The 22,861-nt window shown below is 65.1% G+C and carries 21 protein-coding genes; 8 read left to right on the top strand and 13 right to left on the bottom strand.

From position 1 onward, the window contains the following. Positions 1-143 precede the first annotated feature (143 nt). From QRQ56_RS36210 to QRQ56_RS36200, 3 genes are all read left to right on the top strand, one after another. Positions 144-764: a hypothetical protein gene (locus QRQ56_RS36210; RefSeq protein ID WP_438746393.1), complete on the top strand. Its 621-nt coding sequence runs from the start codon at positions 144-146 to the stop codon at positions 762-764. A 228-nt stretch (positions 765-992) separates the two neighbouring features. After that, positions 993-2,276, top strand: a complete 1,284-nt coding sequence (purD, locus tag QRQ56_RS36205; RefSeq protein ID WP_438746391.1) for a phosphoribosylamine--glycine ligase — start codon at positions 993-995, stop codon at positions 2,274-2,276. A 212-nt stretch (positions 2,277-2,488) separates the two neighbouring features. Next, positions 2,489-3,391, top strand: coding sequence for an alpha/beta fold hydrolase (locus tag QRQ56_RS36200; RefSeq protein ID WP_438746389.1), 903 nt, complete (start codon positions 2,489-2,491; stop codon positions 3,389-3,391). Between the two features lie 143 nt (positions 3,392-3,534). Here QRQ56_RS36200 and QRQ56_RS36195 read toward each other — a convergent pair whose 3' ends face one another. Continuing rightward, positions 3,535-3,993 (bottom strand): nucleoside deaminase, encoded by a 459-nt coding sequence (locus QRQ56_RS36195; protein WP_438746489.1) that lies wholly within the window; start codon positions 3,991-3,993, stop codon positions 3,535-3,537. 119 nt (positions 3,994-4,112) lie between these two features. On the opposite strand from QRQ56_RS36195, the gene QRQ56_RS36190 reads away from it, so the two are divergent. Then, a complete protein-coding gene (locus tag QRQ56_RS36190; protein WP_438746387.1) occupies positions 4,113-6,227 on the top strand; it encodes a pseudouridine synthase in 2,115 nt (704 codons plus the stop codon). A gap of 1 nt (position 6,228) precedes the next feature. Next, positions 6,229-6,783, top strand: coding sequence for a 16S rRNA (guanine(966)-N(2))-methyltransferase RsmD (gene rsmD / locus QRQ56_RS36185; protein ID WP_438746385.1), 555 nt, complete (start codon positions 6,229-6,231; stop codon positions 6,781-6,783). A 108-nt stretch (positions 6,784-6,891) separates the two neighbouring features. On the opposite strand, the gene mutL is transcribed toward rsmD, so the two are convergent. Next, positions 6,892-8,706, bottom strand: coding sequence for a DNA mismatch repair endonuclease MutL (mutL, locus tag QRQ56_RS36180; RefSeq protein WP_438746383.1), 1,815 nt, complete (start codon positions 8,704-8,706; stop codon positions 6,892-6,894). A 239-nt stretch (positions 8,707-8,945) separates the two neighbouring features. On the opposite strand from mutL, the gene QRQ56_RS36175 reads away from it, so the two are divergent. After that, on the top strand, positions 8,946-9,263 hold the full coding sequence (locus QRQ56_RS36175; protein ID WP_438746381.1) for a ribbon-helix-helix domain-containing protein: 318 nt from the start codon (positions 8,946-8,948) through the stop codon (positions 9,261-9,263). 249 nt (positions 9,264-9,512) lie between these two features. On the opposite strand, the gene QRQ56_RS36170 is transcribed toward QRQ56_RS36175, so the two are convergent. The 4 genes from QRQ56_RS36170 to QRQ56_RS36155 are packed head-to-tail and all read right to left on the bottom strand — an operon-like array spanning position 9,513 to position 12,490. Further along, positions 9,513-11,081, bottom strand: coding sequence for a GMC family oxidoreductase (locus tag QRQ56_RS36170; protein ID WP_438746379.1), 1,569 nt, complete (start codon positions 11,079-11,081; stop codon positions 9,513-9,515). A gap of 27 nt (positions 11,082-11,108) precedes the next feature. Next, positions 11,109-11,657: a gluconate 2-dehydrogenase subunit 3 family protein gene (locus QRQ56_RS36165; RefSeq protein WP_438746377.1), complete on the bottom strand. Its 549-nt coding sequence runs from the start codon at positions 11,655-11,657 to the stop codon at positions 11,109-11,111. 53 nt (positions 11,658-11,710) lie between these two features. Next, positions 11,711-12,106, bottom strand: a complete 396-nt coding sequence (locus QRQ56_RS36160) for a VOC family protein (protein ID WP_438746375.1) — start codon at positions 12,104-12,106, stop codon at positions 11,711-11,713. Further along, positions 12,107-12,490: a c-type cytochrome gene (locus QRQ56_RS36155; RefSeq protein WP_438746488.1), complete on the bottom strand. Its 384-nt coding sequence runs from the start codon at positions 12,488-12,490 to the stop codon at positions 12,107-12,109. A gap of 301 nt (positions 12,491-12,791) precedes the next feature. Between QRQ56_RS36155 and QRQ56_RS36150 the strand changes: the two genes are divergently transcribed. Beyond that, positions 12,792-13,097 carry a hypothetical protein gene (locus QRQ56_RS36150; protein ID WP_438746373.1) on the top strand — a complete coding sequence of 102 codons (306 nt, stop codon included), beginning with the start codon at positions 12,792-12,794 and terminating at the stop codon, positions 13,095-13,097. Positions 13,098-13,157: 60 nt separating this feature from the next. On the opposite strand, the gene arfB is transcribed toward QRQ56_RS36150, so the two are convergent. The 7 genes from arfB to QRQ56_RS36115 form a co-directional block, all read right to left on the bottom strand. Then, a complete protein-coding gene (arfB, locus tag QRQ56_RS36145; RefSeq protein ID WP_438746371.1) occupies positions 13,158-13,574 on the bottom strand; it encodes an alternative ribosome rescue aminoacyl-tRNA hydrolase ArfB in 417 nt (138 codons plus the stop codon). Positions 13,575-13,690: 116 nt separating this feature from the next. Beyond that, a complete protein-coding gene (locus QRQ56_RS36140) occupies positions 13,691-15,058 on the bottom strand; it encodes a M16 family metallopeptidase (RefSeq protein WP_438746369.1) in 1,368 nt (455 codons plus the stop codon). Beyond that, positions 15,055-16,446 (bottom strand): M16 family metallopeptidase, encoded by a 1,392-nt coding sequence (locus tag QRQ56_RS36135; RefSeq protein WP_438746368.1) that lies wholly within the window; start codon positions 16,444-16,446, stop codon positions 15,055-15,057. Before QRQ56_RS36135 ends, QRQ56_RS36140 begins: the two co-directional genes overlap by 4 nt. A 187-nt stretch (positions 16,447-16,633) precedes the next feature. Then, a complete protein-coding gene (locus QRQ56_RS36130; RefSeq protein ID WP_438746366.1) occupies positions 16,634-17,359 on the bottom strand; it encodes a hypothetical protein in 726 nt (241 codons plus the stop codon). A gap of 95 nt (positions 17,360-17,454) precedes the next feature. Next, positions 17,455-17,949 carry a signal peptidase II gene (lspA, locus tag QRQ56_RS36125; RefSeq protein WP_438746364.1) on the bottom strand — a complete coding sequence of 165 codons (495 nt, stop codon included), beginning with the start codon at positions 17,947-17,949 and terminating at the stop codon, positions 17,455-17,457. 8 nt (positions 17,950-17,957) lie between these two features. After that, the gene (ileS, locus tag QRQ56_RS36120; RefSeq protein WP_438746361.1) at positions 17,958-20,975 is read right to left on the bottom strand and encodes an isoleucine--tRNA ligase; all 3,018 of its coding nucleotides are present in this window, start codon (positions 20,973-20,975) and stop codon (positions 17,958-17,960) included. A 229-nt stretch (positions 20,976-21,204) separates the two neighbouring features. Further along, a complete protein-coding gene (locus QRQ56_RS36115) occupies positions 21,205-22,188 on the bottom strand; it encodes a bifunctional riboflavin kinase/FAD synthetase (protein ID WP_438746359.1) in 984 nt (327 codons plus the stop codon). Positions 22,189-22,419: 231 nt separating this feature from the next. Here QRQ56_RS36115 and QRQ56_RS36110 point away from each other — a divergent pair, with 231 nt between their 5' ends. Beyond that, positions 22,420-22,815 (top strand): response regulator, encoded by a 396-nt coding sequence (locus QRQ56_RS36110; RefSeq protein ID WP_007596883.1) that lies wholly within the window; start codon positions 22,420-22,422, stop codon positions 22,813-22,815. Positions 22,816-22,861: the final 46 nt, after the last annotated feature.

Below are 22,861 nucleotides of genomic sequence, written 5' to 3'. Positions count from 1 at the left end.
TTGGTGGCACTCGTACCCTTCGAGCCCTCTCAGGGAAGCCGAGAAGGCGCCGGTGGGCAAAATGGGGTCCGGTGTTTGAAAGAGGTCCGGCAGAAGCCATAGCTTCATTCCCAATGTGATTTCGACCAACCGAAGGTCCGCAGATGGCACGAAAAATCGACCTCAGAAAGCTCAAGGCTTCGTCACAGCATGACATCAACTGGGCGCTGGAGCGCTTAGAAACGGCTAAAGCGTTGAAGGTAGACTATATGATGTTGCGGTGGATGTCCGCCATGACCGCCGTTGAGCTACATGGTGTATGGGAGCGGTATGCCGAAGCGCGCGCCGTCGCGGCACTGAACCACGACGCAAGCCACTTCATTGCCGAGGAAGGTATCGCCGGTGTCTCGCAAGTTTCTTTCGGTCTGGCCTCCTTCGTTGTTCGAGGGGGGAGCAAGTTCTTCGATTTTAGGTCGATGGCTGATCTATTTGGGAAGGCAGATCGATGGCTTGGCAAAACCAACAACCCCTTCCGTAAAGTGCCCCAGGCGGATGTGCCGTACATTGATGCCTTGGCGGCAATACGAAATTGTGTGGTCCACAACAGCGACGCGGCGAAGCTCGCTTACCGTAGACATCTCCAACAGGTCTACAGCATCCGGTACGCGCCTCTTCCCGACGAGTTTCTAAATGCAAAGGACAGCCGCCCTGCGAGCCCTAAGCGATACCACAGCAGGTTAGCGGGGCTGGCTGTCGTGTTGGACCGTGCCATTGCCCATACCTGAGCAGTCCTCGTAGTTCGGATGAACGAAATCACTTGCTGTTATCGTTCCGGGGCGCCGAGCAGCGGGGAGCCTCGAATCCATCTATCCGCCGACGTTGTAACCAATTGATTCCCGGCGCGCGCTGGCCGCACCTTTGGAATGACAGTGAGTTTGTCACGGCCCCCCTTGAGCCCCACCCCGATTCATGCGACCTCCGGCCCCAGCAAAACCCCTCATTTCGAGCCTCTTATGCACATCCTCCTCCTTGGTTCCGGCGGCCGCGAACATGCCCTGGCGTGGAAGATCGCGGCCTCTCCCCTGGTGACCAAATTCTGGTGCGCGCCCGGCAATGCCGGCATCGCCAAGGAGGCGGAATGCGTGGCGCTCGATGTCGCCGACCATGCGGCGGTGATCGCCTTCTGCAAGGCCAACAAGGTCGAGCTGGTGGTGGTCGGGCCGGAGACGCCACTCGCCGCCGGCATCGTCGATGATCTCACCGCCGCCGGCATCAAGGCGTTCGGGCCGAACAAGATTCCCGCCCAGCTCGAAAGCTCCAAGGGGTTCACCAAGGCGCTCTGCACCGAGTTCGGCATTCCCACCGGCGCCTATAAGCGCTGCACCAACGCCAGGGATGCGCGCGATTACGTTCAGAGCCAGGGCGCGCCGATCGTCGTGAAGGCCGACGGCCTTGCCGCCGGCAAGGGCGTCGTGGTCGCCAAGACCGTGCGCGAGGCGGAGGATGCCATCGCCATGATGTTCGAGGGCGGCTTTGGCGAGGCCGGCGCGGAGGTCGTGATCGAGGAGTTTCTGCCCGGCCGCGAGATCAGCTTCTTCGCGCTGTGCGACGGCGAGACCGCTATTGCGCTGGCCTCCGCGCAGGACCACAAGCGCGTGTTCGACCACGACGTCGGCCCCAACACCGGCGGCATGGGCGCCTATTCGCCGACGCCGCTGGTGACGCCTGCAATCCACGACGCGATCATGGCGAAGATCATTTTGCCGACGGTCGCGGGCATGAAGCAGCGCGGCACGCCGTTCCGCGGCATTCTCTATGCCGGGATCATGCTGACGACGCAGGGCCCAAAGCTGTTCGAGTTCAACGTCCGCTTCGGCGACCCTGAATGCCAGGTGCTGATGCTGCGCATGATGAGCGACATCGTGCCGGCGCTGCTCGCCTCCTGCGACGGGCAGCTGAAGAATTTCGATCTGCGCTGGCACAAGGAGGCCGCGATCACCGTGGTGATGGCGGCCAAGGGCTATCCCGGCGACTATCAGAAGGGCACGCGCATCGAGGGGCTCGATGACGCTGCCAAGGTGGACACCGTCGAGATCTTCCACGCCGGCACGGTTGCGAAGGACGGTGCGATCCTCGCCAATGGCGGCCGCGTGCTCAATGTCTGCGCGCTCGGGGCCACCGTGACGGAAGCCCAAAGCCGCGCCTACCAGGCCGTCGACCGCATTCGCTGGCCGGAAGGTTTCTGCCGCCGCGACATCGGCTGGCAGGCGGTCGAGGCGGAGAAGGCCAAGGGCTAGCCAAGAGCTAGCCAAGAGCTAGCGAGAACTCGTCCAGAGAGCTCGCTCGGCGCGCGTCGCGTCACTGGATCGCCACATCCGCCCGCCAGAATGTGCAATCGGTCGTTGGGGTTAGTCGCCCCGATGATGATACCGGTACTGTGCATGGGGTTGTTTTCGCACTTTTGGGTGTCGGGGGCCCACCCCGGCTGACCCCACAAGGATGCAGCAAGATGTCCGATCTCGCCGACCTCTATCCGGGCTTTGGCTCCGAATGGATCGATACCTCGTTCGGCCGGATCTTCGCCCGCGTCGGCGGCAGCGGGCCGCCGCTGCTGCTCCTGCACGGTTTCTCCGAGACCAACGTGATGTGGCATCGCGTGGCGCCCGAGCTTGCGAAGGACTTCACGCTGATCATCGCCGACCTGCCGGGCTATGGCTGGTCCGACATGCCCGAGAGCGATGCGCTGCACATCCCCTACAGCAAGCGCGCGATGGCTAAGGCCATGGTCGAGGTGATGGAGCGGCTCGGCCACGTGCACTTCGCGCTGGCCGGTCACGATCGCGGTGGCCGGGTCTCGTATCGGCTGGCGCTCGATCACCCGGGCCGGCTGTCGAAGCTCGCGGTGCTCGATATCCTGCCGACCTATAATTACTGGGAGCGGATGAACCGCGCCTATGCGCTGAAGATCTATCACTGGACCTTCCTGGCGCAGCCCTATCCGCTGCCGGAGACGCTGATCGCGAGCCAGGGCGAGTTCTTCCTGCGCTTCAAGATGGCGAGCCAGACCAGGTCGCGCACGCTGGATGCCATCGATCCGCGCGCGCTCGAACACTACCTCGCCCCGTTCCGCGATCCCGCCCGCATCCATGCGATGTGCGAGGATTACCGCGCCGGCGCCTATTTCGACTACGACCTCGACAAGGCCGATTTCGAAGCCGGCAAGAAGATCACCGTGCCGATGCTGGCGCTGTGGGGCAACGCCGGCATCGCGCAAGCCGCGGCGACGCCGCTCGACACGTGGAAGCAATGGGCGACCAACGTGCAGGGCATGCCGGTGGAGTCCGGCCACTTCCTCACCGAGGAGAATCCGGAAGCGACCGCGACGGCGCTGCGGGAGTTCTTCGCGGGCTGAGCCACGTTGTACCCCCAACACTCAGCTGTCATCGTCCGCGAAGGCGGACGATCCAGTACTCCGTGACGGCCATGATTGATCGAGAGGCTGCGGCGTACTGGATGCCCCGCCTTCGCGGGGCATGACAGCGAAGTTTGGAGCGATCACCTCCGCTCCCGAAAAAACTCCTTCAGCAGCCGCGCCGCCTCGCTCTCGCCGACGCCGGAATAGACATCCGGCGCGTGGTGGCAGGTCGGCGAGGCAAAGAACCGCACGCCGGACTCGACCGCGCCGCCCTTCGGGTCGGCCGCGCCGTAATAGAGCCGCCTGACCCTTGCAAAGGAGATCGCGCCCGCACACATGGTGCAGGGCTCCAGCGTCACGTAGAGGTCGCAGTCGACCAGGCGCTCGCTGCCGATCCTTTTCGCCGCCTCGCGCAGCGCAATGATTTCGGCATGCCCCGTGGGGTCGTAATCGGTCAGCGTCCGGTTGCCGGCGGTGGCGATGACCTCGTAATCCCGGACGATGACGCATCCGATCGGGACTTCGCCCGCTTTTCCGGCGTTTTCGGCCGTTTTGAGCGCCAAATCCATGAAAGAGGGGGCTTTCAAGCCTCGTATCATCCGAAGAAACCTGCTAGTAGCTGCGCCTTCAGCAGAAGTGCTTACCGAATTTGCCTGAGCATGCGGCTCGAGACGAGCGCGCGTCATGCTTTCCGGCCATCCCCTGAGTGAGATCATTCATGCCTCGCGACAGCGACAAAGACAACGATTCCCGCGGCCGGCGAGGCCCTCCCAAAGGACCGCCCAAGGGCCGGTCCGGCAAGGCGCGCGGCCCCGAGAAGAAGTTCGCCAAGCGCGGCTTCGAGGGCAAGAGCGATGCCCGGCCGCCCCGTGGTGACCGCGACAGCCGTCCGCCTCGCGCCGACCGCGGCGATCGTCCGTTCCGCCCTCGCGCGGACGGCGATGCCCCGCGCCGCGATTTCAGCGACCGTCCGAAGTTCAAGCGCGACGACCGTGGCGGTGAAGGCCGCGGCGAGCGCAGCTTCAAGCCGCGTGGCGACCGTCCGTTCTCCGACCGCTCCTCCCGCGATGGCGAGAAGCGCCCGTTCAAGCCGCGCGGCGATCGCCCGTCCTATGGCCGCGACGACCGTCCGCCGCGCAGGGACCGCGACGACTCGCGGCCGGCCAGCCGCTCCGGCGGTGAGCGGAAGTTCGGCGACAAGAAGCCCTACGCGCCGCGTGGCGATCGCCCCGAGCGCAAGTTCGACGGCGAGCGGAAGTTTTCGCGGGGCGGCCCGGATCGCGAACGCGACCGGGGGGATCGTGGCGAGCGCAGCTTCAAGCCGCGTGGCGACCGCCCGAATTTCGATCGCGGTGATCGCGCACCGCGCGGCGATCGCCCGGAACGCAAATTCGACGGCGAGCGGAAGTTCTCCCGTGGCGCGCCGGATCGCGGGCCGCGCAAAGATTTTGGCGGCCGCGACCGCGGCGCCGACAAGCCCTGGCAGAAGCGCGAAGGCGGCGGCGAAGACCGTCCGCGCTTCTCACGTTCGCGCGACGATCGCCCGTCCGGCGATCGTCCGTTCCGTGATCGGCCCAAGTTCGATCGCCCGCGCGAGGATCGTCCGAAGTTCGACCGGCCGCGTCGTGACGGTGATGGTGAACGCGGCGGTGATCGCCCCAAATTCAGCCGACCACGCGATCGCTCCGACTGGCACGAGCATCCGCGCAACGAAGGTGGGTTCGGTGATCGTCCGCGCCGCGAGAACGAAGACGAGAGCAGGATCTTCGAGAAGCGCCCGGCCTTCGGCGGCCGTGGCGCCTATCGCCAGCGTGATCGCGATTTCGAGGGACGGCCGCGCCGCGAAGAGGCGCCGAAGCCGAAGAAGGCCGGAGAGCGCATCGCGAAAGCGCTGGCGCGCGCCGGGCTTGCCTCGCGCCGCGATGCCGAGGCGATGGTCACGGAGGGCCGCGTCACCGTCAACGGCCGCGTCATCAACTCGCCGGCGCTCGACATCACCAAGAACGACGTAGTCCTGGTCGACGGCAAGCCGTTGCCCGAGCGCGAGCGCACGCGCCTGTTCCTCTATCACAAGCCGCGCGGGCTGATGACGACGCATGACGACCCCGAGGGTCGTCCGACCGTGTTCGACAATCTGCCCGAAGGCCTGCCGCGGCTGATCAGCGTCGGCCGGCTCGACTTCAACACCGAGGGCCTGTTGCTGCTCACCAATGACGGCGGGCTCGCGCGCACGCTCGAGCTGCCGGATACCGGCTGGCTGCGCCGCTACCGCGTCCGCGCGCATGGCGACGTCACCCAGGCACAGCTCGACGCGCTCAAAAACGGCATCGAGGTCGAGGGCGTCAAATACGGCCCGATCGACGCGACGCTGGAGCGTGACCAGGGCGCCAATGTCTGGCTGGTGTTCGCGATCCGCGAAGGCAAGAACCGCGAGGTGCGCAATGTCTGCGCCCATCTCGGTCTCGAGGTGAACCGGCTGATCCGGGTCTCCTATGGCCCGTTCCAGCTCGGCGAAGTCCCCGAAGGCCAGGTCGAGGAGATCAAGTCGCGGGTGCTGCGCGAGCAGCTCGGCGACAAGGTGATCGAGAAGGCGGGCGCGCAGTTCGATGTGCCCTCGAAAGCCCATCGCATCGACGACGCGCCGAGCGAGAAGAAGCCCGCCAGCAAGCGCGGCGTGATCAACGATCGCAAGGGCCGCCGCGTGTTGGTGCAGCGCACCGGCAGCGAGGAAGCCCGCGAGCGCAACGAGGACGAGGCCAACGGCTACGGCCCGCCGCGCCGCCCCAAGCGCGGCTATCACGGCAAGCGCGATCTGACGCCGCGGGAGGATTAGCTTGCGCGTCGTCGGCGGTCGTTTGAAGGGGCGCAATCTCGCCTCACCGTCCTCGCGCGACATCCGCCCGACGGCGGACCGCTTGCGCGAGTCCGTGTTCAACATCCTCGTGCACGCCTATGACGATCCGATTCCGGACGCGCGCGTGCTCGATCTCTTCGCCGGCACCGGCGCGCTCGGCATCGAGGCCTCCTCGCGCGGCGCGAAGTTCACGCTGTTCGTGGACAACGGCGCGGAAGCGCGCGCGCTGCTGCGCAACAACGTCGAGGCGCTCGGCCTGGGTGGTGTGACGAAGGTCTATCGCCGCGATGCCACCGATCTCGGTCCCGCCCATCCCGTCGAACCGTTCTCCCTGGTGTTCCTCGATCCGCCCTATGGCAAGGGTTTCGCGGAGAAGGCGCTTGCGAGCTTGCGTGATGGTGGCTGGCTGACGCCGGGCGCGCTGCTCGTGGTGGAAGAGGCCAAGGCCGCGCAGTTCGCGACGCCGGAAGGTTTCGAGGAGCTTGAGCGGCGGGCCTATGACGACACGGAGTTCGTGTTCTTGCGTAGGGCGTAGCTGAGCTGCCGTAGGATGGGTAGAGCGAAGCGAAACCCATCGTCTCGCCGCAACTAACAGAATTGATGGGTTTCGCTTCGCTCTACCCATCCTACACAGCCGCACCTGTCACCTTCGCCCGAAAAGCTTCTCCACGTCGCTCAGCTTCAGCTCGACATAGGTCGGCCGGCCGTGATTGCACTGGCCGGAGTTCGGCGTGTCCTCCATCTCGCGGAGCAGGGCGTTCATCTCCTCGGGCCGTAAGCGGCGGCCGGCGCGGACCGAGCCGTGGCAGGCCATGGTGGCGGCGACGTGCATCAGGCGGCGTTCGAGCGGCAGCGCCTCGTCCCATTCGGCCATGTGCTCGGAGAGATCGCGCAAGAGGCCGCCGGCGTTGGTTTTGCCGAGCAGCGAGGGTGTCTCGCGCACCGCGACGGCGCCGGGGCCGAAGGATTCGATGACGAGGCCGAACGAGGCCAGCTCGTCGCTGCGCTCGAGCAGGCGCTCGACGGTCGCCTCGTCCATCTCGACGATCTCGGGGATCAGCAGGATCTGCCGCTGCACACCGTTCTCGGCGAGCGAGGCCTTCAGCCGCTCATAGACGATGCGCTCATGCGCGGCATGCTGGTCGACGATGATCAGGCCGTCGCGGGTCTGCGAGACGATATAGGTCTCGTGGATCTGCGTGCGCGCAGCGCCAAGCGGGCGATCGACCAGATCGCCCGCGGGCTGCGTCTCCATCCGCACGTCCGCGCTGGGCGCGCCGACATCGAACGCGGCCTGCGCGCGCTCGGCAAACACAGGCGCCGCCGAGCCTTCGAACGACGGCATCGGTGCGACCGGGGCCGATGGCGAAGCGCGCCAGTCCCAGCTTGCCGGGCGCTGCGGCGTGAAAGCCGGGCGGAACGCGGACAGCGCGCTCTCGCCGCTGTTGGCTGCGGTGCGGCGGCCCTCGCGCGCCAGCGCCTCCTTCAAGCCGTGCACGATCAGCGCGCGCACGAGGCCGGCGTTGCGGAAGCGCACCTCGGTCTTGGCGGGATGCACGTTGGCATCGACCTCGCGCGGATCGAGCGTGACGAACAGCGCCAGCACCGGATGGCGGTCGCGCAGCAGATAGTCGGAATAGGCCGCGCGCACCGCACCCAGGATCAGCTTGTCGCGCACTGGGCGGCCATTGACGAAGAGATATTGGCCGAGCGCGTTGGCCTTGGTCAGGGCCGGTGCCGCGGCATAGCCGGCGACGACCACATTTTCGCGCTCGGCATGGACCTCGATGGCGTGGCTGCGGAATTCAGCGCCGAGGATATCGCCGAGCCGCGTCAGGCGTCCGGCCGCGCCGGGCAGGGCGGCGGCCCAGGTCACCGGCGCGCGCTCCTCGCCCGCGAGCGTGAAAGCGACGTCGGGCCGCGCCATGGCGAGCCGCCGCACCACCTCGCGGATGGCTTCCGCCTCTGTGCGGTCGGTCTTCAGGAACTTCAGCCGCGCCGGTGTCGCGTAGAAGAGGTCATTGACCTCGACACGGGTGCCATGCGCCAGCGCCGCCGGCATGATCTCGGACTTGTCGCCGCCCTCGACGCTGAGCGCCCAGGCATGCGGCTCGCTGGCATGACGCGTGGTGATCGACAGGCGCGCCACCGAGCCGATCGAGGGCAGCGCCTCGCCGCGGAACCCGAGGGTGCGGATCTGCAGCAGATCCTCGTCGTCCAGCTTGGAGGTGGCGTGGCGTTCGACCGCGAGCGCGAGGTCCTTCGCGGTCATCCCGCTGCCGTCATCGGTGATGCCGATCCGGCGCCGTCCGCCGCCGTCGGTGAAGACGTCGATCCGGCTGGCGCCGGCATCGATCGCGTTCTCGACCAGCTCCTTGACCACGCTCGCGGGCCGCTCGACCACCTCGCCGGCGGCGATGCGGTTGACGACCTGTTCTGGAAGCTGGCGGACGGGCATGAGGCTCTGATCTGGATTCGCTGACGGCGCTATTCTAGGCCGTGTTGCGTCAAAAGCATGTGTTGGGCAACAGCGGAGTGGCCGCCTGGGGAAGAGGGCTACCTATCACATTGAAGACATTGAGCGTTCGAGAAAATCGCGCAGCCGGGATCGGGCAACATCCGGCGACGGTCCTGATTGTGGGGCGCCGGGCCGCAGTGTAGCATCGTGAAAAAACGGCAACAGGACGGGAGGACGCCATGTGCCATCTCTTCGCGCATCAGCCCCAACGCGACTACGAATCCCAGACCCGTTCTTTAAGGATCGACGGCCATTGCACCTCGATCCGGCTGGAAATGTCGTTCTGGGACACGCTGGAGGAGATCGCGGCCAAGGAGAACATGAGCGTCGGAAAATTCCTGACCACGCTCTACAACGAGGTGCTCGACCACCACGGCGAGGTCAACAATTTTGCCTCGCTGCTGCGGTGTTCGTGTTTGATCTATCGCTCGAAGAGCATGGTGACGGTGCCGGAGTTCAAGGCCACGGTGGCGCCGATTCTGGATGCGGCCGAGTAGTTGTTCCGGCAAAAGTGCGTAGCCCGGATGGAGCGCAGCGCAATCCGGGATTCGTGCCGCAAGTGACAGCGGCCCCGGATTGCGCTGCGCTCCATCCGGGCTACGAGATCGTCTCCGCTACAACGCTCCCTCCGCCGTCATTGCGAGGAGCTATTGCGACGAAGCAATCCAGAGTTTTTCCGCGGAGGGATTCTGGATTGCTTCGCTTCGCTCGCAATGACGGAGGAGAGAGAGTCAACCTGTCTGACCTCAAATCTCCTTCTTCTGCATCGCTCCCGCGATGTAATCCGCCTGGCGTATCGCAAGCGAGACGATGGTCAGCGTCGGGTTGCAGGCAGCGCCGCTGGTGAACTGGCTGCCGTCGGAGACGAACAGGTTCTTGACGTCGTGACTCTGGCCGAACTTGTTGACCACGCCGTCCCTGGGCTTCTCGCTCATGCGGTTGGTGCCGAGATTATGCGTGCTCGGATAGGGCGGGGTTGGATAGCTCACGGTGGCGCCGACGGCGTCGTAGACCGCCGCACCCTGCTTGTAGGCATGGGCGCGCATCGCGATATCGTTGGGATGATCGTCGAAATGCACGCTCGCGACCGGCTGGCCGTGCTTGTCCTTCACGCTAGGGTCGAGCGTGATACGGTTGGTCTCCTGCGGCATGTCCTCGCCGACCAGCCACATGCCGGCCATCCGGGGATAGCCGTCGAGCGCCGACGTGAACGAGCGTCCCCAGGCGCCGGGATTGAGGAATGCCGCCATGAACGGCAGTCCGATCGACAGCGTCTCCATCTCGTAGCCGCCGACGAAGCCGCGCTTCGGATTGTTGGCGGCTTCGTCCCGGACGATGCCGGCCATGGTGGTGCCGCGATACATGTGCACGGACTTCTCGAACACGGCGTACACGCTGCCGGTCATGTGCCGCATGTAGTTGCGGCCGACCTGGCCCGATGAATTGCCGAGCCCGTCCGGGAACATGCTCGAGGCGCTGTTGAGCAGCAGCCTTGGGCTCTCGATCGAGTTGCCGGCGACCGCGACGATGCGGGCCTTCTGGCGCTGCATTGCACCTCGCTCGTCGGCATAGACGACGCCGGTGACCTTGCCGCCGGCGTCATGCTCGATCTTGATCGCCATGCTGCTCGGCCGCACTTCGAGATTGCCGGTGGCCTCGCCCTTGGGAATCTCGGTGTAGAGCGTCGACCATTTCGCGCCCGACTTGCAGCCCTGGAAACAGAAGCCGATCTGCTGGCAGGAGCCGCGACCGTCGCGCGGCTGGCTGTTGATGGCCATGTTGCCGGTGTGCACGGTCTTGTAGCCGAGCTTCTTGGCGCCGGCTTCCAGCACCTTGAAGTTATTGTTGCCGGGAAGTCCGGGGATGCCGTTGGTGCGGGTCACGCCCATCTTGTCCTCGGCCTTGGCGTACCACGGCTCCATCTCGGCGAGCGTCACCGGCCAGTCCAGCAGGTTGGCGCCGGGAATGTTGCCGTAGGTAGACTTCACCTTGAACTCGTGCTCGTCGAAGCGCAGCGAGGCGCCGGCCCAATGCGTGGTCGAGCCGCCGACCGCCTTGACGATCCAGGCCGGCAGTCCCGAAAAATCCCTGGCGACGCGCCACGTGCCCGAGGTGGTGCGGGCATCGGTCCAGGCGAGCTGGGAAAAACTCTCCCACTCATCGTTGACGAAGTCGTGGTTCTCGATGCGGGGACCCGCTTCGAGGATGACCACCTTGATGCCCTTCTGCGCGAGCTCGTTGCCCAGCGTGCCGCCGCCCGCACCGGAGCCGACGATCACCACAACGCTGGAATCGTTCAGATCGAATTTTGCCATATGCGTTCTCCCGAACCGTTGTGTGGCTTAAGCCTTCGGCAGCCAGTCGATATCGGCGAAGCCGCGGTTGATGTAGCCGCCATGCTCGGCGGAGGAGCCCTCATAGCCGAACCGCGGCCAGACCTCTTTCTGGTTGTAGAGAGACACGATGAGGTCGCCGCGCACCTTCTGGAAGAAGTCGCTCTGTTCAATTTCCTTGAGCAGGACCACGCGGTCGGATTCCCAGGGTACTTCGGCGTAGGCGACCTTGTGGCGATCCTTCGCGTTCTGATCGAGCCGGGTGATGCCGTCGCTGATCAGCGATTTGACGGCGGGATCCTTCGCCGCCTTGCCGTCCCACGGCTTGATGGCGGTGATGTAGTAGCTGTCGCCGAGCACGTCGTGCGGATAGATGTCGCGCGCGACCTTCAGCAGTGTCTTCATGGTCGCGGGCGAGAGTGCGCTTGCATCGTCGGCCCAGGCGTCTTCAATGCTCACAGTGACGCTGGTCGCGACGGCGACGACCGGAACGGCGGTGGCCGCGCCCTTGAGAAAGACGCGGCGGCTGTGCTTGCTTCGACGATCGACTTCTCTCATGGCATTCCTCCGTGGATTTTTGTTTTCAATTTTTATGATTTGGATTGTTGTAGTCAGCCGAAGCGCCCGCCTCGCTGGATCACCTCGATCTTGTAACCATCGGGATCGCTGACGAAGAAGAACCGCGCCAGCGTCCTGCCGTCGTGCTTGAAGTCGCGTAAGGGCCCGGGTGCGAGCTTCTCTCGCTCGAAGCGGGCATGCTCGGCGTCGAGATCTTCGACCACGACGGCGAGATGGCCGTAGCCGTCACCGAGCTGGTACGGCTCCTTGCGATCGAAATTCACGGTCAACTCGACCTCGAAAGGTGAGGAGGGGTGACGCAGATAGATCAGGGCGAAGTCAGAAAACTTGAGATGGTCGGCGACCTCCAGGCCGAAGGCGCGCTTGTAGAAGTCGAGCGCGCGAGCCTCGTCGAGCACGCGGATCATGGAATGAACGGGCTTCGCCATTCAGTTCTGCTCCCTCAGGTAGGCGATGATGGCGGCGCGCGTCTCGGGCCTGGCCTGCCGATAGGCCATGACCGCACCGGGAATGACGGCTTGAGGATTGATCAGCCAGGCGTCGAGCCGGCCTTCATCCCAGGTGAAGCCGGCTTTCGACAGCGCCTCCGAATATTTGAATCCTTCGGCCTTGCCGGCCGGGCGGCCCACGACCTTGACCAGCGGCGGTCCTTGCCGCATCGGCTCCGACAGGCTCAGCGTGTGACACACGGCGCATTGCTGCTTGAAGAGTGTTGCGCCATCCGGCGGTTTTGCTGCGGGCAGGGGCATTTGCGCGTTCGCGCCCATCACCAGCACCGTCGCGGTGCACAATCCCAGCACGGTCGCGCGCATCGTCAAGAGCCGCCCATCCACATCAACGTGCGCAACTCTAGGCGGCGTCAGATCGGCGGTGGTAGTAGCGGGCTGTTTCGCTGCGCGCCGCGATGTCTGCCGGGCGCGCAGTTCCGCGCCGCCTTATATGCGGAGCACAATTCCGCGAAACCGCCGTCAAATCCCTAAACGATCACCACACCCTGCGCATTGCATGACGATTGCGCCGCTTGATGTCTTTACGCGATGCGATGGGTAGGCGCAGGCAAGCGGCGTCGGAAACGGCCGAGCCATTCATCGCGGAAAAATCCAGGAGAAATGGATGAAGTTGGTCAAGACCTCGATGATCGCATGCGCTCTGTCGGCTCTCATTGCGACGCCCGTTCTCGCGCAAAGCGCGCCTCCCACCGCGAAGTCGGGCGGCACGGTGCAGAGCAAGCCCATGCAAGGCAGCACGATGGGCAGCGGCGATGAGGAAATGAATGCCCAGCCGGGTGCCGCGGGCGAGAAGACTGGCATGAAGCCAACCAAGAGCACCAAAGGTACGGTCGGCACCACGGGCAGCGCTGTGCACAAGGGAACGACCGACGATACCGCGACGGGCGGTGCCACAGGCAAGCGCTACTAGTCATTCCGGCGAGACGGCAGAGCTCCGGTTGCCCCCGCGGCCGGAGCTTCTGCCGTACGTTTAGTCGTCGAAGCGACCGCCGCGACCGGCCTTGACGTCGCTGCGGCGCTTCTTGCCTTCGAGCCGGCGTTGCTTGGAGCCGAAAGTCGGCTTTGTCGCGCGGCGTGGCTTTGGCCGGATCATCGCTTCGGTCAGGATCTCGACGAGCCGGTCGATGGCGTCCTGCCGGTTGCGCTCCTGGGTGCGGAAGCGCTGGGCGTGGATCACGATCACGCCGTCCTTGGTCATGCGCTGGCCGGCGATGCGGGCGAGCCGGATCGCGGCATCCTCAGGGATGGTCAGCTTGCTTGTGTCGAAGCGCAGCTGCGCCGAGGTCGAGACCTTGTTGACGTTTTGCCCGCCCGGCCCGGAGGCGCGGACAAAGCCGATCTCGATGTCGTCCTCGTCGATGACGAGATCGCGGGATATCCGCAGCATGATGGCACCATCTGTGATGTCCGGACATATCGCGGACGTCTGATTTCGGCAATTGTGCTTGGTGGAAACGCAAATGGCCGGGGCGAGCCCGGCCATTGCAGTCGACGTCGGAAACGTCAGTTCGACTTCGTTGCCGGGCCTGCGGAGGGCTGCGCCGCCGCCTGCGGGGCGCGGCCGACGACGACGGTCAGGAGGCCCTGGCCCCAGAGCCGCTTGGCGGCGGCCTTGGCGTCGTCCAGCGTCACGGCATCGACGATGGCATTGCGCCGCTCGATATAGTCGATCGGCAGCTTGTCCTGCTGGTACTGCAGCAGCGCCTGCGCCAGCTTGGAGGAGGTGTCGAGCGCGAGCATCTGCGAGCCCTTGAGGTAGGACTTGGCCTCGTCGAGCTCCTTCTGGGTCGGGCCTTCGTCGGCGATACGGCGAACTTCCTTGTCGACGGCCTCGATGGTGTCGCCCGAGCGGTCGGCACGGGTGCCGGTATTGCCGATGAAGATCGCCGAGTGCTCCATCCAGAGCAGCGCTTCATAGACCGAATAGGCGAGGCCGCGCTTCTCGCGCACCTCGTGATAGAGCCGCGACGACAATCCGCCGCCTCCGAGGATGTGGTTGACGACATAGGCCGCCATGAAGTTCGGATCGTTGCGCTTCACGCCGGGGCCGCCGAAGGTGATGACGGTCTGCGGCACGTCGAGCGTCACGAAGGCGCGCTGCGGCGGCTTTGCGGCGTCGACGTCGGGGACCGGCGTCAGATTGGCCTTGGCGGGCAGGCTGCCAAAGGTGTGGTCGAGCAGCTTGCCGAGGGTCTCCGGATCGACGTCGCCGACGACGGCGATCTTCAGCCCATCCCTGGCGATCACCCGGCCGACATAGTCCTTCAGGTCGGCGATCCCGATGGTCGGGACGCTGTCGAGGTTGCCGTTGGTCTGCCGGCCGTAGGGATGATCGCCGAAGGCGACCTCCAGGAACTTGCGGCTCGCCAGCGAGGTCGGGTTGGTGGTCTCGCGGCGCAGGCCCGAAATGACCTGCGAGCGGATGCGCTCGACGTCGGCAGGGTCGAAATGCGGCGAGGTCAGCGCGCTTCGCAACAGGTCGAAGGCCTCGTCCTTGTTGTCGCGCAGCATGCGCAGGCTGCCGCGGAAGGTGTCGCGGCTGGCGCTGAAGGACAGCTCGATGGCGCGGCGCTCGAGCCGCTCGTGGAAAGTCTTGGAATCGAGATCGCCGGAGCCTTCGTCGAGGAGGTCACCGACCAGATTGGCGACGCCCGACTTGTCCTTGGGATCCTGGGCCGAGCCGCCGGCAAAGGAATATTCCATGGCGATCAGCGGCACGGTCGCGTCCTGCACGAACCAGGCCTCGATGCCGCCGGGCGAAACCAGACGCTGGATCTTCGCAGCAGCGACCGAGGGCGAGATGGCGGCGAGGGACAGCGCGGCGCCGGTGACGAACGAGAATGCAACGCGTCGAAGGAAGGGATAGGTCACGAACGCTTCTCCTCGCGCTTGGCGGCACTGGTGTCCTTGATCAGATAGCCCGTCACCGAGCGGTTCTTCTCGAGCCATTTTTGAGCTGCGGCGCGGACCTGCTCGGCGGTGACCGCACGGATGCGGTCGGGCCAGCTCCGGATGTCCTCGATCGACAGGCCCGTGGTCAGCGCGCCGCCATACCAGCGCGCCAGCACGGCCTGATTGTCCTGGGCGTAGATCGCCTCCGCGATGAGCTGGGTCTTCACGCGCTCCAGATCCTCGGCGCGGATCGGGTTCTGCGCGACGTTGGCGATGACGCCGTCGACCACCTGCTCGACGTCAGCGAAGCTGACGCCTGGTTTGGGCGAGGCCGCGATCGCGAACTGGGTCGGGTCGAGCGAGATGCTCGAATAGCTGGCGCTGGCGGAGACTGCGAGCGGCTTGTCGACCACGAGGGCGCGGTAGAGATAGGAATTGCTGCCGCTGCCCATCAGCTGCGCCAGCACGTCGAGCGCCGCGCTCTCGCCGGCCGCAGCCGTAGTCGCGGAGGGTACGAGATAATAGCGTCGCATGCTCGGCTGCTCGACGCGGGGGTCGGCGAGCGTGACGGTGCGGGGCGCCGCCGGGTCCGGCTCCTGCGGACGAACGCGGCGAGCCGGGATCGCGGGCTGGGCCGGGATCGATCCGAAATTGCGCTCGACCAGCGGGCGGATGTCGGCGGCCTCGACGTCGCCGGCGATCACCAGGATCGCGTTGTTGGGCGCGTAGAAGCGGCGGTAGAAGGCGAGCGCGTCCTCGCGATCCAGCTTCTCGATCTCCTGGTGCCAGCCGATCACCGGCCGGCCATAGGGATGATTGAGATAGAGCGCGGCCATGATCTGCTCGTTCAGCCGCGCATCCGGATTGTTGGCGACGCGCATGTTGTACTCTTCGAGCACGACGTCGCGCTCGGGCAGCACGTTCTCGTCCTTGAGGATCAGGCCGGTCATGCGGTCGGCCTCGAACTCCATCATGGTTGGGAGCTGCTCTTTCGGCACGCGCTGGTAATAGTTGGTGTAGTCGACCGAGGTCGAGGCGTTCTCGTTGCCGCCGACGCGGAGCACGGTCTGGGAGAACTCGCCGACCGGATGTTTCGACGTGCCCTTGAACATCAGGTGCTCGAGGAAGTGGGCGAGGCCCGACTTGCCCGGCGTCTCATCGGCCGAGCCGACCTTGTACCAGATCATCTCGGTGACCACGGGAGTGCGATGATCGGGGATCACCACGACCTGCATGCCGTTGGGGAGCGTGAAGCTGGCGGGCGGCGCCGACGTGACCGTGGTCTGGGCAATGGCGGCGCCGGTTGAAAGGACACTCGTCGAAAGCAGCGCGGCAAGCAGGCAGGCCGATCGGTAAGATGACATCATGATCCCTAATGAAAGGGCGAGTCCGGATGCCCGGCTCGCGAGGCACGGCATGCTACACCGTGCGGCTGAGGCTTCGCGTCACGAAGCAGAGAACTCAACACGTAGGCAAGTTACTGATAGGCAATTCATTGAACGCGGCCGGCGTGTGGCACGCCGGCGCCGGGTTCGCCTCGGCAGGACGGGAACGTTATTGTTCCTTGTCCTTGCCCGACATGATGTCGAAATAGGTCCGGCGGGTCTTGTCCGGGCCGGCGCCATAGGCGTAGTTCGGCGAGGGCGTCTGATAGCCCGGGGGCGGCTCGACCAGCGACTGGCGCGGGGGCTCGCTGCTGAATTTCTTCTCTTCGGTGGCGTTGCCGCCCTTCATCATGTTCCACAGACCGCCGGAGAAGCCGAGCTCGGCAGGGCTGAGCGACGGATTGCCGTTGGTGCCCGGCTGGATCGGGTCGTTGGTGGCCCGGGGGGCGGCGGCGACCTGGCCGGCCTTCATCTCGGCGGGCGTCAGAGGTCGGGCGGCCTGCCAGTTCTCGGTTTCCTTGGTCGCCTTCTTGCGCGCGGCGATGGCTTCCTTGCGGCGCTTTTCCTCGGGATCCTTGGGCCAGTTGGGCGCAGCCTTGGCTTCGGTCGCAGGCGGCGGCAGATCGAGCTTGGGCGGCACCACCAGCGGCGAGCGCTCGCGGTATTCGATGCCCTTCTTCTCCATGCTCTTGGCGCCGATGCCGGACATCAGATTGTCGATGATCTTCTCTTCGAAGGTCATCCCGTCATCTTCGTCGTCGTCGTCACCGGCGCGGGCCGCGCCAGCCGACATGACGAGACCGATGCCGAGTGCGACGGCGGACAATTTCAACGCCCGCCACAACCCCGATGAGGGGTCTCGAACCATCGAACCGCTGGTCTTCGAGCTGCGCATACCTGTACCTGTTCCATATTGTGGCAGATCGCCGCTCGCACGCGGCCAGTCCTCGCAAAAAGCGGGTTCCACCTGCCCGTCCGTATCGGCCGGGATCAGGGCGCTTTTGCGGCGGGTACCCCTAGGAAGGAATCATACAATAGCCCCGCCACCCCAGCAACGATGGCCACGTCGGCGAGGTTAAACACATACCAATTATAGGTATTTCCGCCGATCTCGATGTGGAACAGGGCGAAATCGACCACCGCGCCATAGGCCAGGCGGTCGATGCCGTTACCGATGGCCCCGCCGATGATCAGGCCCAGCGCGACCGTGGCCAGGCGGGTGTTGGAGCGGGCCATCCAGATCGCCAGGGCGACCACGGCGATGGCCTTGACCGCCATCAGCGCGAGCTGGGCCGCCTGGCTGTCGTTCTGCAGCCAGCCGAAGCTGATGCCGATATTCCAGGCCAGCACCAGGTCGAAGAACGGCGTCACCTTGACGACGCCGCGGCGGGCGAGGTCGAACCCGTTCAGAAGCCAAAGCTTCGAGGCCTGGTCGGCCACGAGGGTGACCAGGGCCGCGAGGATGCCGGCGCTGAGCGGGTTCATGCCGGTGATCAGACGCTCACGCCCAACGCCTTCCACTCGCGCAGCGCCTTGGCATCGCGCGGGGTGACGTCGGGATATTCAGGATCGTCGCCGACAAACTGCGAGATCTTCCAGGAGCGGGCGCATTTACGACCCTGCGCTTCTTTCACGATGACACCGATCTCGAACACGCCGTCGATCGTGAAGGCTTCCGGGGGGAGTTTCTCGTCGCCGCGGAGGACATGAACTTCGAAGTTGGAGGTGATGCAGACTTCCGCCCAATCGACGTCGAACAAAGGTCCCATGAATTCCTCCGCCAGATAGATCTCAGGCGAGGCCGCCAACGAGGAGCCGATGAGCTTGTTCGCGCGCGCAATCTCGAGCGCTCCGGTGACGACCCGGCGCACCGTACGGATCATCTGCCATCTCTCCGCAAGCTTGTCGTCGCGGAATCTTTCAAGGTCGGTCGGGAACAGCGTCAGATGCACCGACGGCTCGGCGTCGGGGCGATACATGCGCCAGCCTTCCTCCGCGGTGAAGCTGAGGATCGGCGCCAGCCATTTCAGGATTGAGGTGCACAGCAGGTCGATCGTCGTCAGCGCCGCCTTGCGCGTCAGCGACGACGGCGGCTCGCAATACAGCGTGTCCTTGCGGATATCGAAGTAGAACGCCGAGAGCTCGCTGTTGAGGAAGGCGGAGAGGGTCGCGACCACGGTCTTGTAGTCGAACTCGCGATAGGCCTTGTCGACCGCGGCGGCACGAACCGCGAGCTCGTGCAGCATCAGCCGCTCGAGCTCGGGCATCTCGGCCGGCGCAACCGCCTCAGCCGGCTTGTAATGATGCAGCGTGCCGAGCATCCAGCGCACGGTGTTGCGCAGCTTGCGGTAGGTCTCGACCGTGTTCTTCAGGATCTCCGGCCCGATGCGCTGGTCGTCGGTGTAGTCGCAGGACGCGACCCAGAGCCGGAGGATGTCGGCGCCGGATTCCTTGATGACGGCCTGCGGCTCGATGGTGTTGCCGAGCGACTTCGACATCTTGCGGCCGTCCTCGGCCTGGGTGAAGCCGTGGGTCAGCACGATGTCGTAAGGCGCGCGGCCGCGCGTGCCGCAGCTCTCCAGCAGCGAGGAGTGGAACCAGCCGCGATGCTGGTCCGAGCCTTCCAGATACATCACGGTGTCGGTGCCGCCATCGACCTTGCGCTTGATGCCGGCGAGGCCCGGGAAATGCACGGGGTCTTCGAGCACGAAGGCGTGCGTCGAGCCGGAATCGAACCAGACGTCGAGGATGTCGTCGACCTTCTGCCAGTCCTCGCTCGCACGCGAACCGAGGAAGCGCTCGCGGGCGCCCTTGGCGTACCAGGCATCCGCGCCTTCTTTCTCGAAGGCTTCGCCGATCCGGGTGTTCACCGCTTCGTCCTGCAGGATCTCGGCGGAGCCATCGCCCTTCTCGCGCACGAACACGGCGATCGGCACGCCCCAGGCGCGCTGACGCGAGATCACCCAGTCGGGCCGCGCCTCGATCATGCCGTTGATGCGGTTCTCGCCCGACGGCGGCACCCATTGCGTCACCGAGATCGCGTGCAGCGCGCGGGCGCGCAGCGTGTCGCCGGACGTCGTCTTGCCACCAGTGGCGACGTCCTTGTCCATCGCGATGAACCATTGCGGCGTGTTGCGGAAGATCACCGGCTTCTTGGAGCGCCAGGAATGCGGATATTGATGCTTCAGCCGGCCACGCGCGAGCAGCATGCCTCGTTCGACGAGCGCCTTGATCACGGCCTCGTTGGCTTCGCCCTTCTCGCCCTTGTCGTTGATGACGCGCTTGCCGGCAAAGCCGGGCGCATGATCGGTGTAGGCGCCGTTCTCGTCGACGGTGTAGGGGATCGCGGTCGAGATGCCGCGCGCGTCGAGATCGCGCCCCTGCGCCATCCAAACATCGAAGTCCTCGCGGCCATGGCCGGGCGCGGTGTGCACGAAGCCGGTGCCGGTGTCGTCGGTGACGTGATCACCGGACAGCAGCGGCACGATGAAGTCGTAGCCGCCGGCAAGGCCCTTCAGCGGATGGGCGCATTCGATCGCGTCCATGGTGTCGCCGGGGACGTCGCGGACCTTCTCGTAAGCGGTCACGCGCGCCTGCTTGAAGACCTCTTCAGCGAGCGCGTCGGCGAGGATCAGGAGATCGCCGGTCTTGGTCCAGTTGTCGGCGGGCGCATCCGTCACCTTGTAGAGACCGTAGCCGATCTTCGGCGAGAACGAGATGGCGCGGTTGCCGGGGAGCGTCCAGGGCGTGGTGGTCCAGATCACGACGCTTGCGGACGCGAGCGCGCCATGTGCGGGCGAGGTGACCGGAAACTTCACCCAGACCGTATCGGAGGTGTGATCCTCGTACTCGACTTCGGCTTCGGCGAGCGCAGTCTTCTCGACCACGCTCCACATGACAGGCTTGGAGCCGCGATAGAGCGTGCCGTTGGCGGCGAACTTCATCAGCTCGCGCGCGATCTGGGCCTCGGCCGGGAAGCTCATGGTGGCGTAGGGATGATCCCAATCGCCGATGACGCCGAGGCGCTTGAACTCTTCGCGCTGCACGCCGAGCCAGTGCGTCGCGTAGGCGCGGCATTCCTTGCGGAAATCGATCATCGCGGTGGAGTCGCGGAAGTCGGGCTTCTGCTTGCCCTTCTTGCGATAGTGCTCTTCCTCGACCTTCCATTCGATCGGCAGGCCGTGGCAGTCCCAGCCCGGCACGTAGTTGGAATCGAAGCCAAGCATCTGCTGGCTCTTGGTGACGAGATCCTTGAGGATCTTGTTCAGCGCCGTGCCGATATGGATGTTGCCGTTGGCGTAGGGCGGGCCGTCATGCAGCACGAACTTGGCGCGGCCCTTCGCGGTCTCGCGCAGCTTCTCGTAGAGGCCGATCTCGTACCAGCGCTTGAGGATCTCCGGCTCGCGCTGCGGCAGGCCGGCGCGCATCGGGAATTCGGTCTGCGGCAGGAACAGGGTCTTCGAATAGTCTTTGGCTTCAGACTTTTGGGACTTTTGCGGCTTTTCGGACATGGGACTGACTGGCTCGGAATGGCGCGGGAACGGATGGCGATGCGGAATCGCGGGGTGAAACGACAAAATCCCGGTCTTGCGCCGAGCTGAAAGCTCAGGCGGAAGCCGGGCCGCTAATCCCTATGATGCGCCGCGCAAACATGGGCTCTCCATAGCAGGGGGCCAAAGGAAGCGCAAAAGAGAAGCGCAAAAGGGAAGCGCAAAGGTTCGGGGAGGCAGGGTTCGACCTTCAAGCGACGGTGCCGAGCCTCGGAAACGCGTCCGGGGCCGCGGCCAGGATCGCGCGGGCGCGGGCGGAATCGTCGTCCATCTGCCGGATCAGGGCCTCGATGCCCTCGAATTTCAGCTCCTCGCGGATGAAGCCGACGAAGGCGCAGTCCAGCTCCTGCCCGTAGAGATCGCCCTTGAAGTCGAACAGGAAGATTTCCAGCAGGGGCGCACCGTTGTCGAAGGTCGGGCGGCGGCCGAAGCTGGCCACCCCGTCCAGCCGCACCCGATCCTTTCCTTGGCCGCGGCCGACCCGCACGGCGTAGATGCCGTGCTTCAGCCCGCAATTGGCGTCCAGGCGGATATTGGCGGTGGGATAGCCAAGGTCGCGGCCGCGCTTCTCGCCGTGGATCACCTCGCCGGTCACGAACCAGGGCGCGCCCAGCATGGTGGTGGCTTCGTCGAGCTGCCCCTCGGCGAGGGCGATCCGGATCGCGCTGGAGGACACCGGCCGCTCGTCGATGTCGACATGCGCCTGCACGTCGACCTCGATGCCGAGCCGGGGGGCCTCGTTGACCAGGAGAGCGGGCGAGCCGACCCGTCCCTTGCCGAAATGGAAGTCGTACCCCACCGCGATCCCTCTGACGCCGAGCCGTCCGATGAGGTCATGGTGAATGAAATCTTGCGCGCTGGTCCCGGCGCGGGCCTTGTCGAAGGTCATGACCACGGCGCCGGCAAGCCCGGTGCCGGCCAGAAGCCGCAGCTTGGCCCGCTCGTCCGTCAGGCGGAATTGGGGGGTGTTGGGGCTGAAAAAACGCCGTGGATGAGGCTCGAAAGTCAGCGCCAGCGCAGGGCGGCCATGCGCCCGGCCCATTTCCAGGGCTGCGGCGATCACGGCGCGGTGGCCGAGGTGAACCCCGTCGAAATTGCCCATCGCGACCACAGCGCCCCTCAAAATCGCGGAATCCGGCGTATTGTCGCGGATAACGGTAAAATGCGGGGCCATCAGGGGAATTCTCGAAGCGGCAGGACCGGCCCGGACCGTGGCTTGACCCGCCTGACGAAGTCAAGCGGCAGGGGCGGGGGTGGATTGAATGGCATTTCAATCCTTCGGGGCCGTCCGCGATTAACGCGCTGTTTAACGCCTTGGTGTTAGTGCTTGAAACGTGGAACTGCGGGGCTGGAGCCGGGCAGGTCCGATTGTAACATTTCCTGGGTTTGCGTTGGGGGAGTCGAGATGGCGGTTGATTTGTCGATGTCGGTTCTGGTGGTTGATGACTACAGCACCATGATCCGTATCATCCGGAATCTGCTGAAGCAGCTTGGCTTCGAGAATATCGACGATGCCAGCGACGGTTCGGCAGCGCTGAACAAGATGCGCGGCAAGAAGTATGGCCTCGTGATCTCCGATTGGAACATGGAGCCGATGACGGGCTACGATCTGCTGCGCGAAGTGCGCGCCGATCCGAACCTCGCCACGACGCCCTTCATCATGATCACGGCGGAATCCAAGACCGAGAACGTGATCGCGGCCAAGAAGGCCGGCGTGAACAACTACATCGTCAAGCCGTTCAACGCGGCGACGCTGAAGACCAAGATCGAAGCGGTCTTTCCGGACATGGCGAGCGCGTAAGGCGCTTTCGAAGTCATCGGATGAATTTGCAAAGCCCGGGCTTGTC

Source organism: Bradyrhizobium sp. U531 (assembly GCF_051710265.1).
Taxonomy (GTDB): Bacteria; Pseudomonadota; Alphaproteobacteria; order Rhizobiales; family Xanthobacteraceae; genus Bradyrhizobium.
The sequence above is the reverse complement of the archived record's forward strand: the minus strand, read 5'-3'. Positions and strand labels throughout refer to the sequence as shown.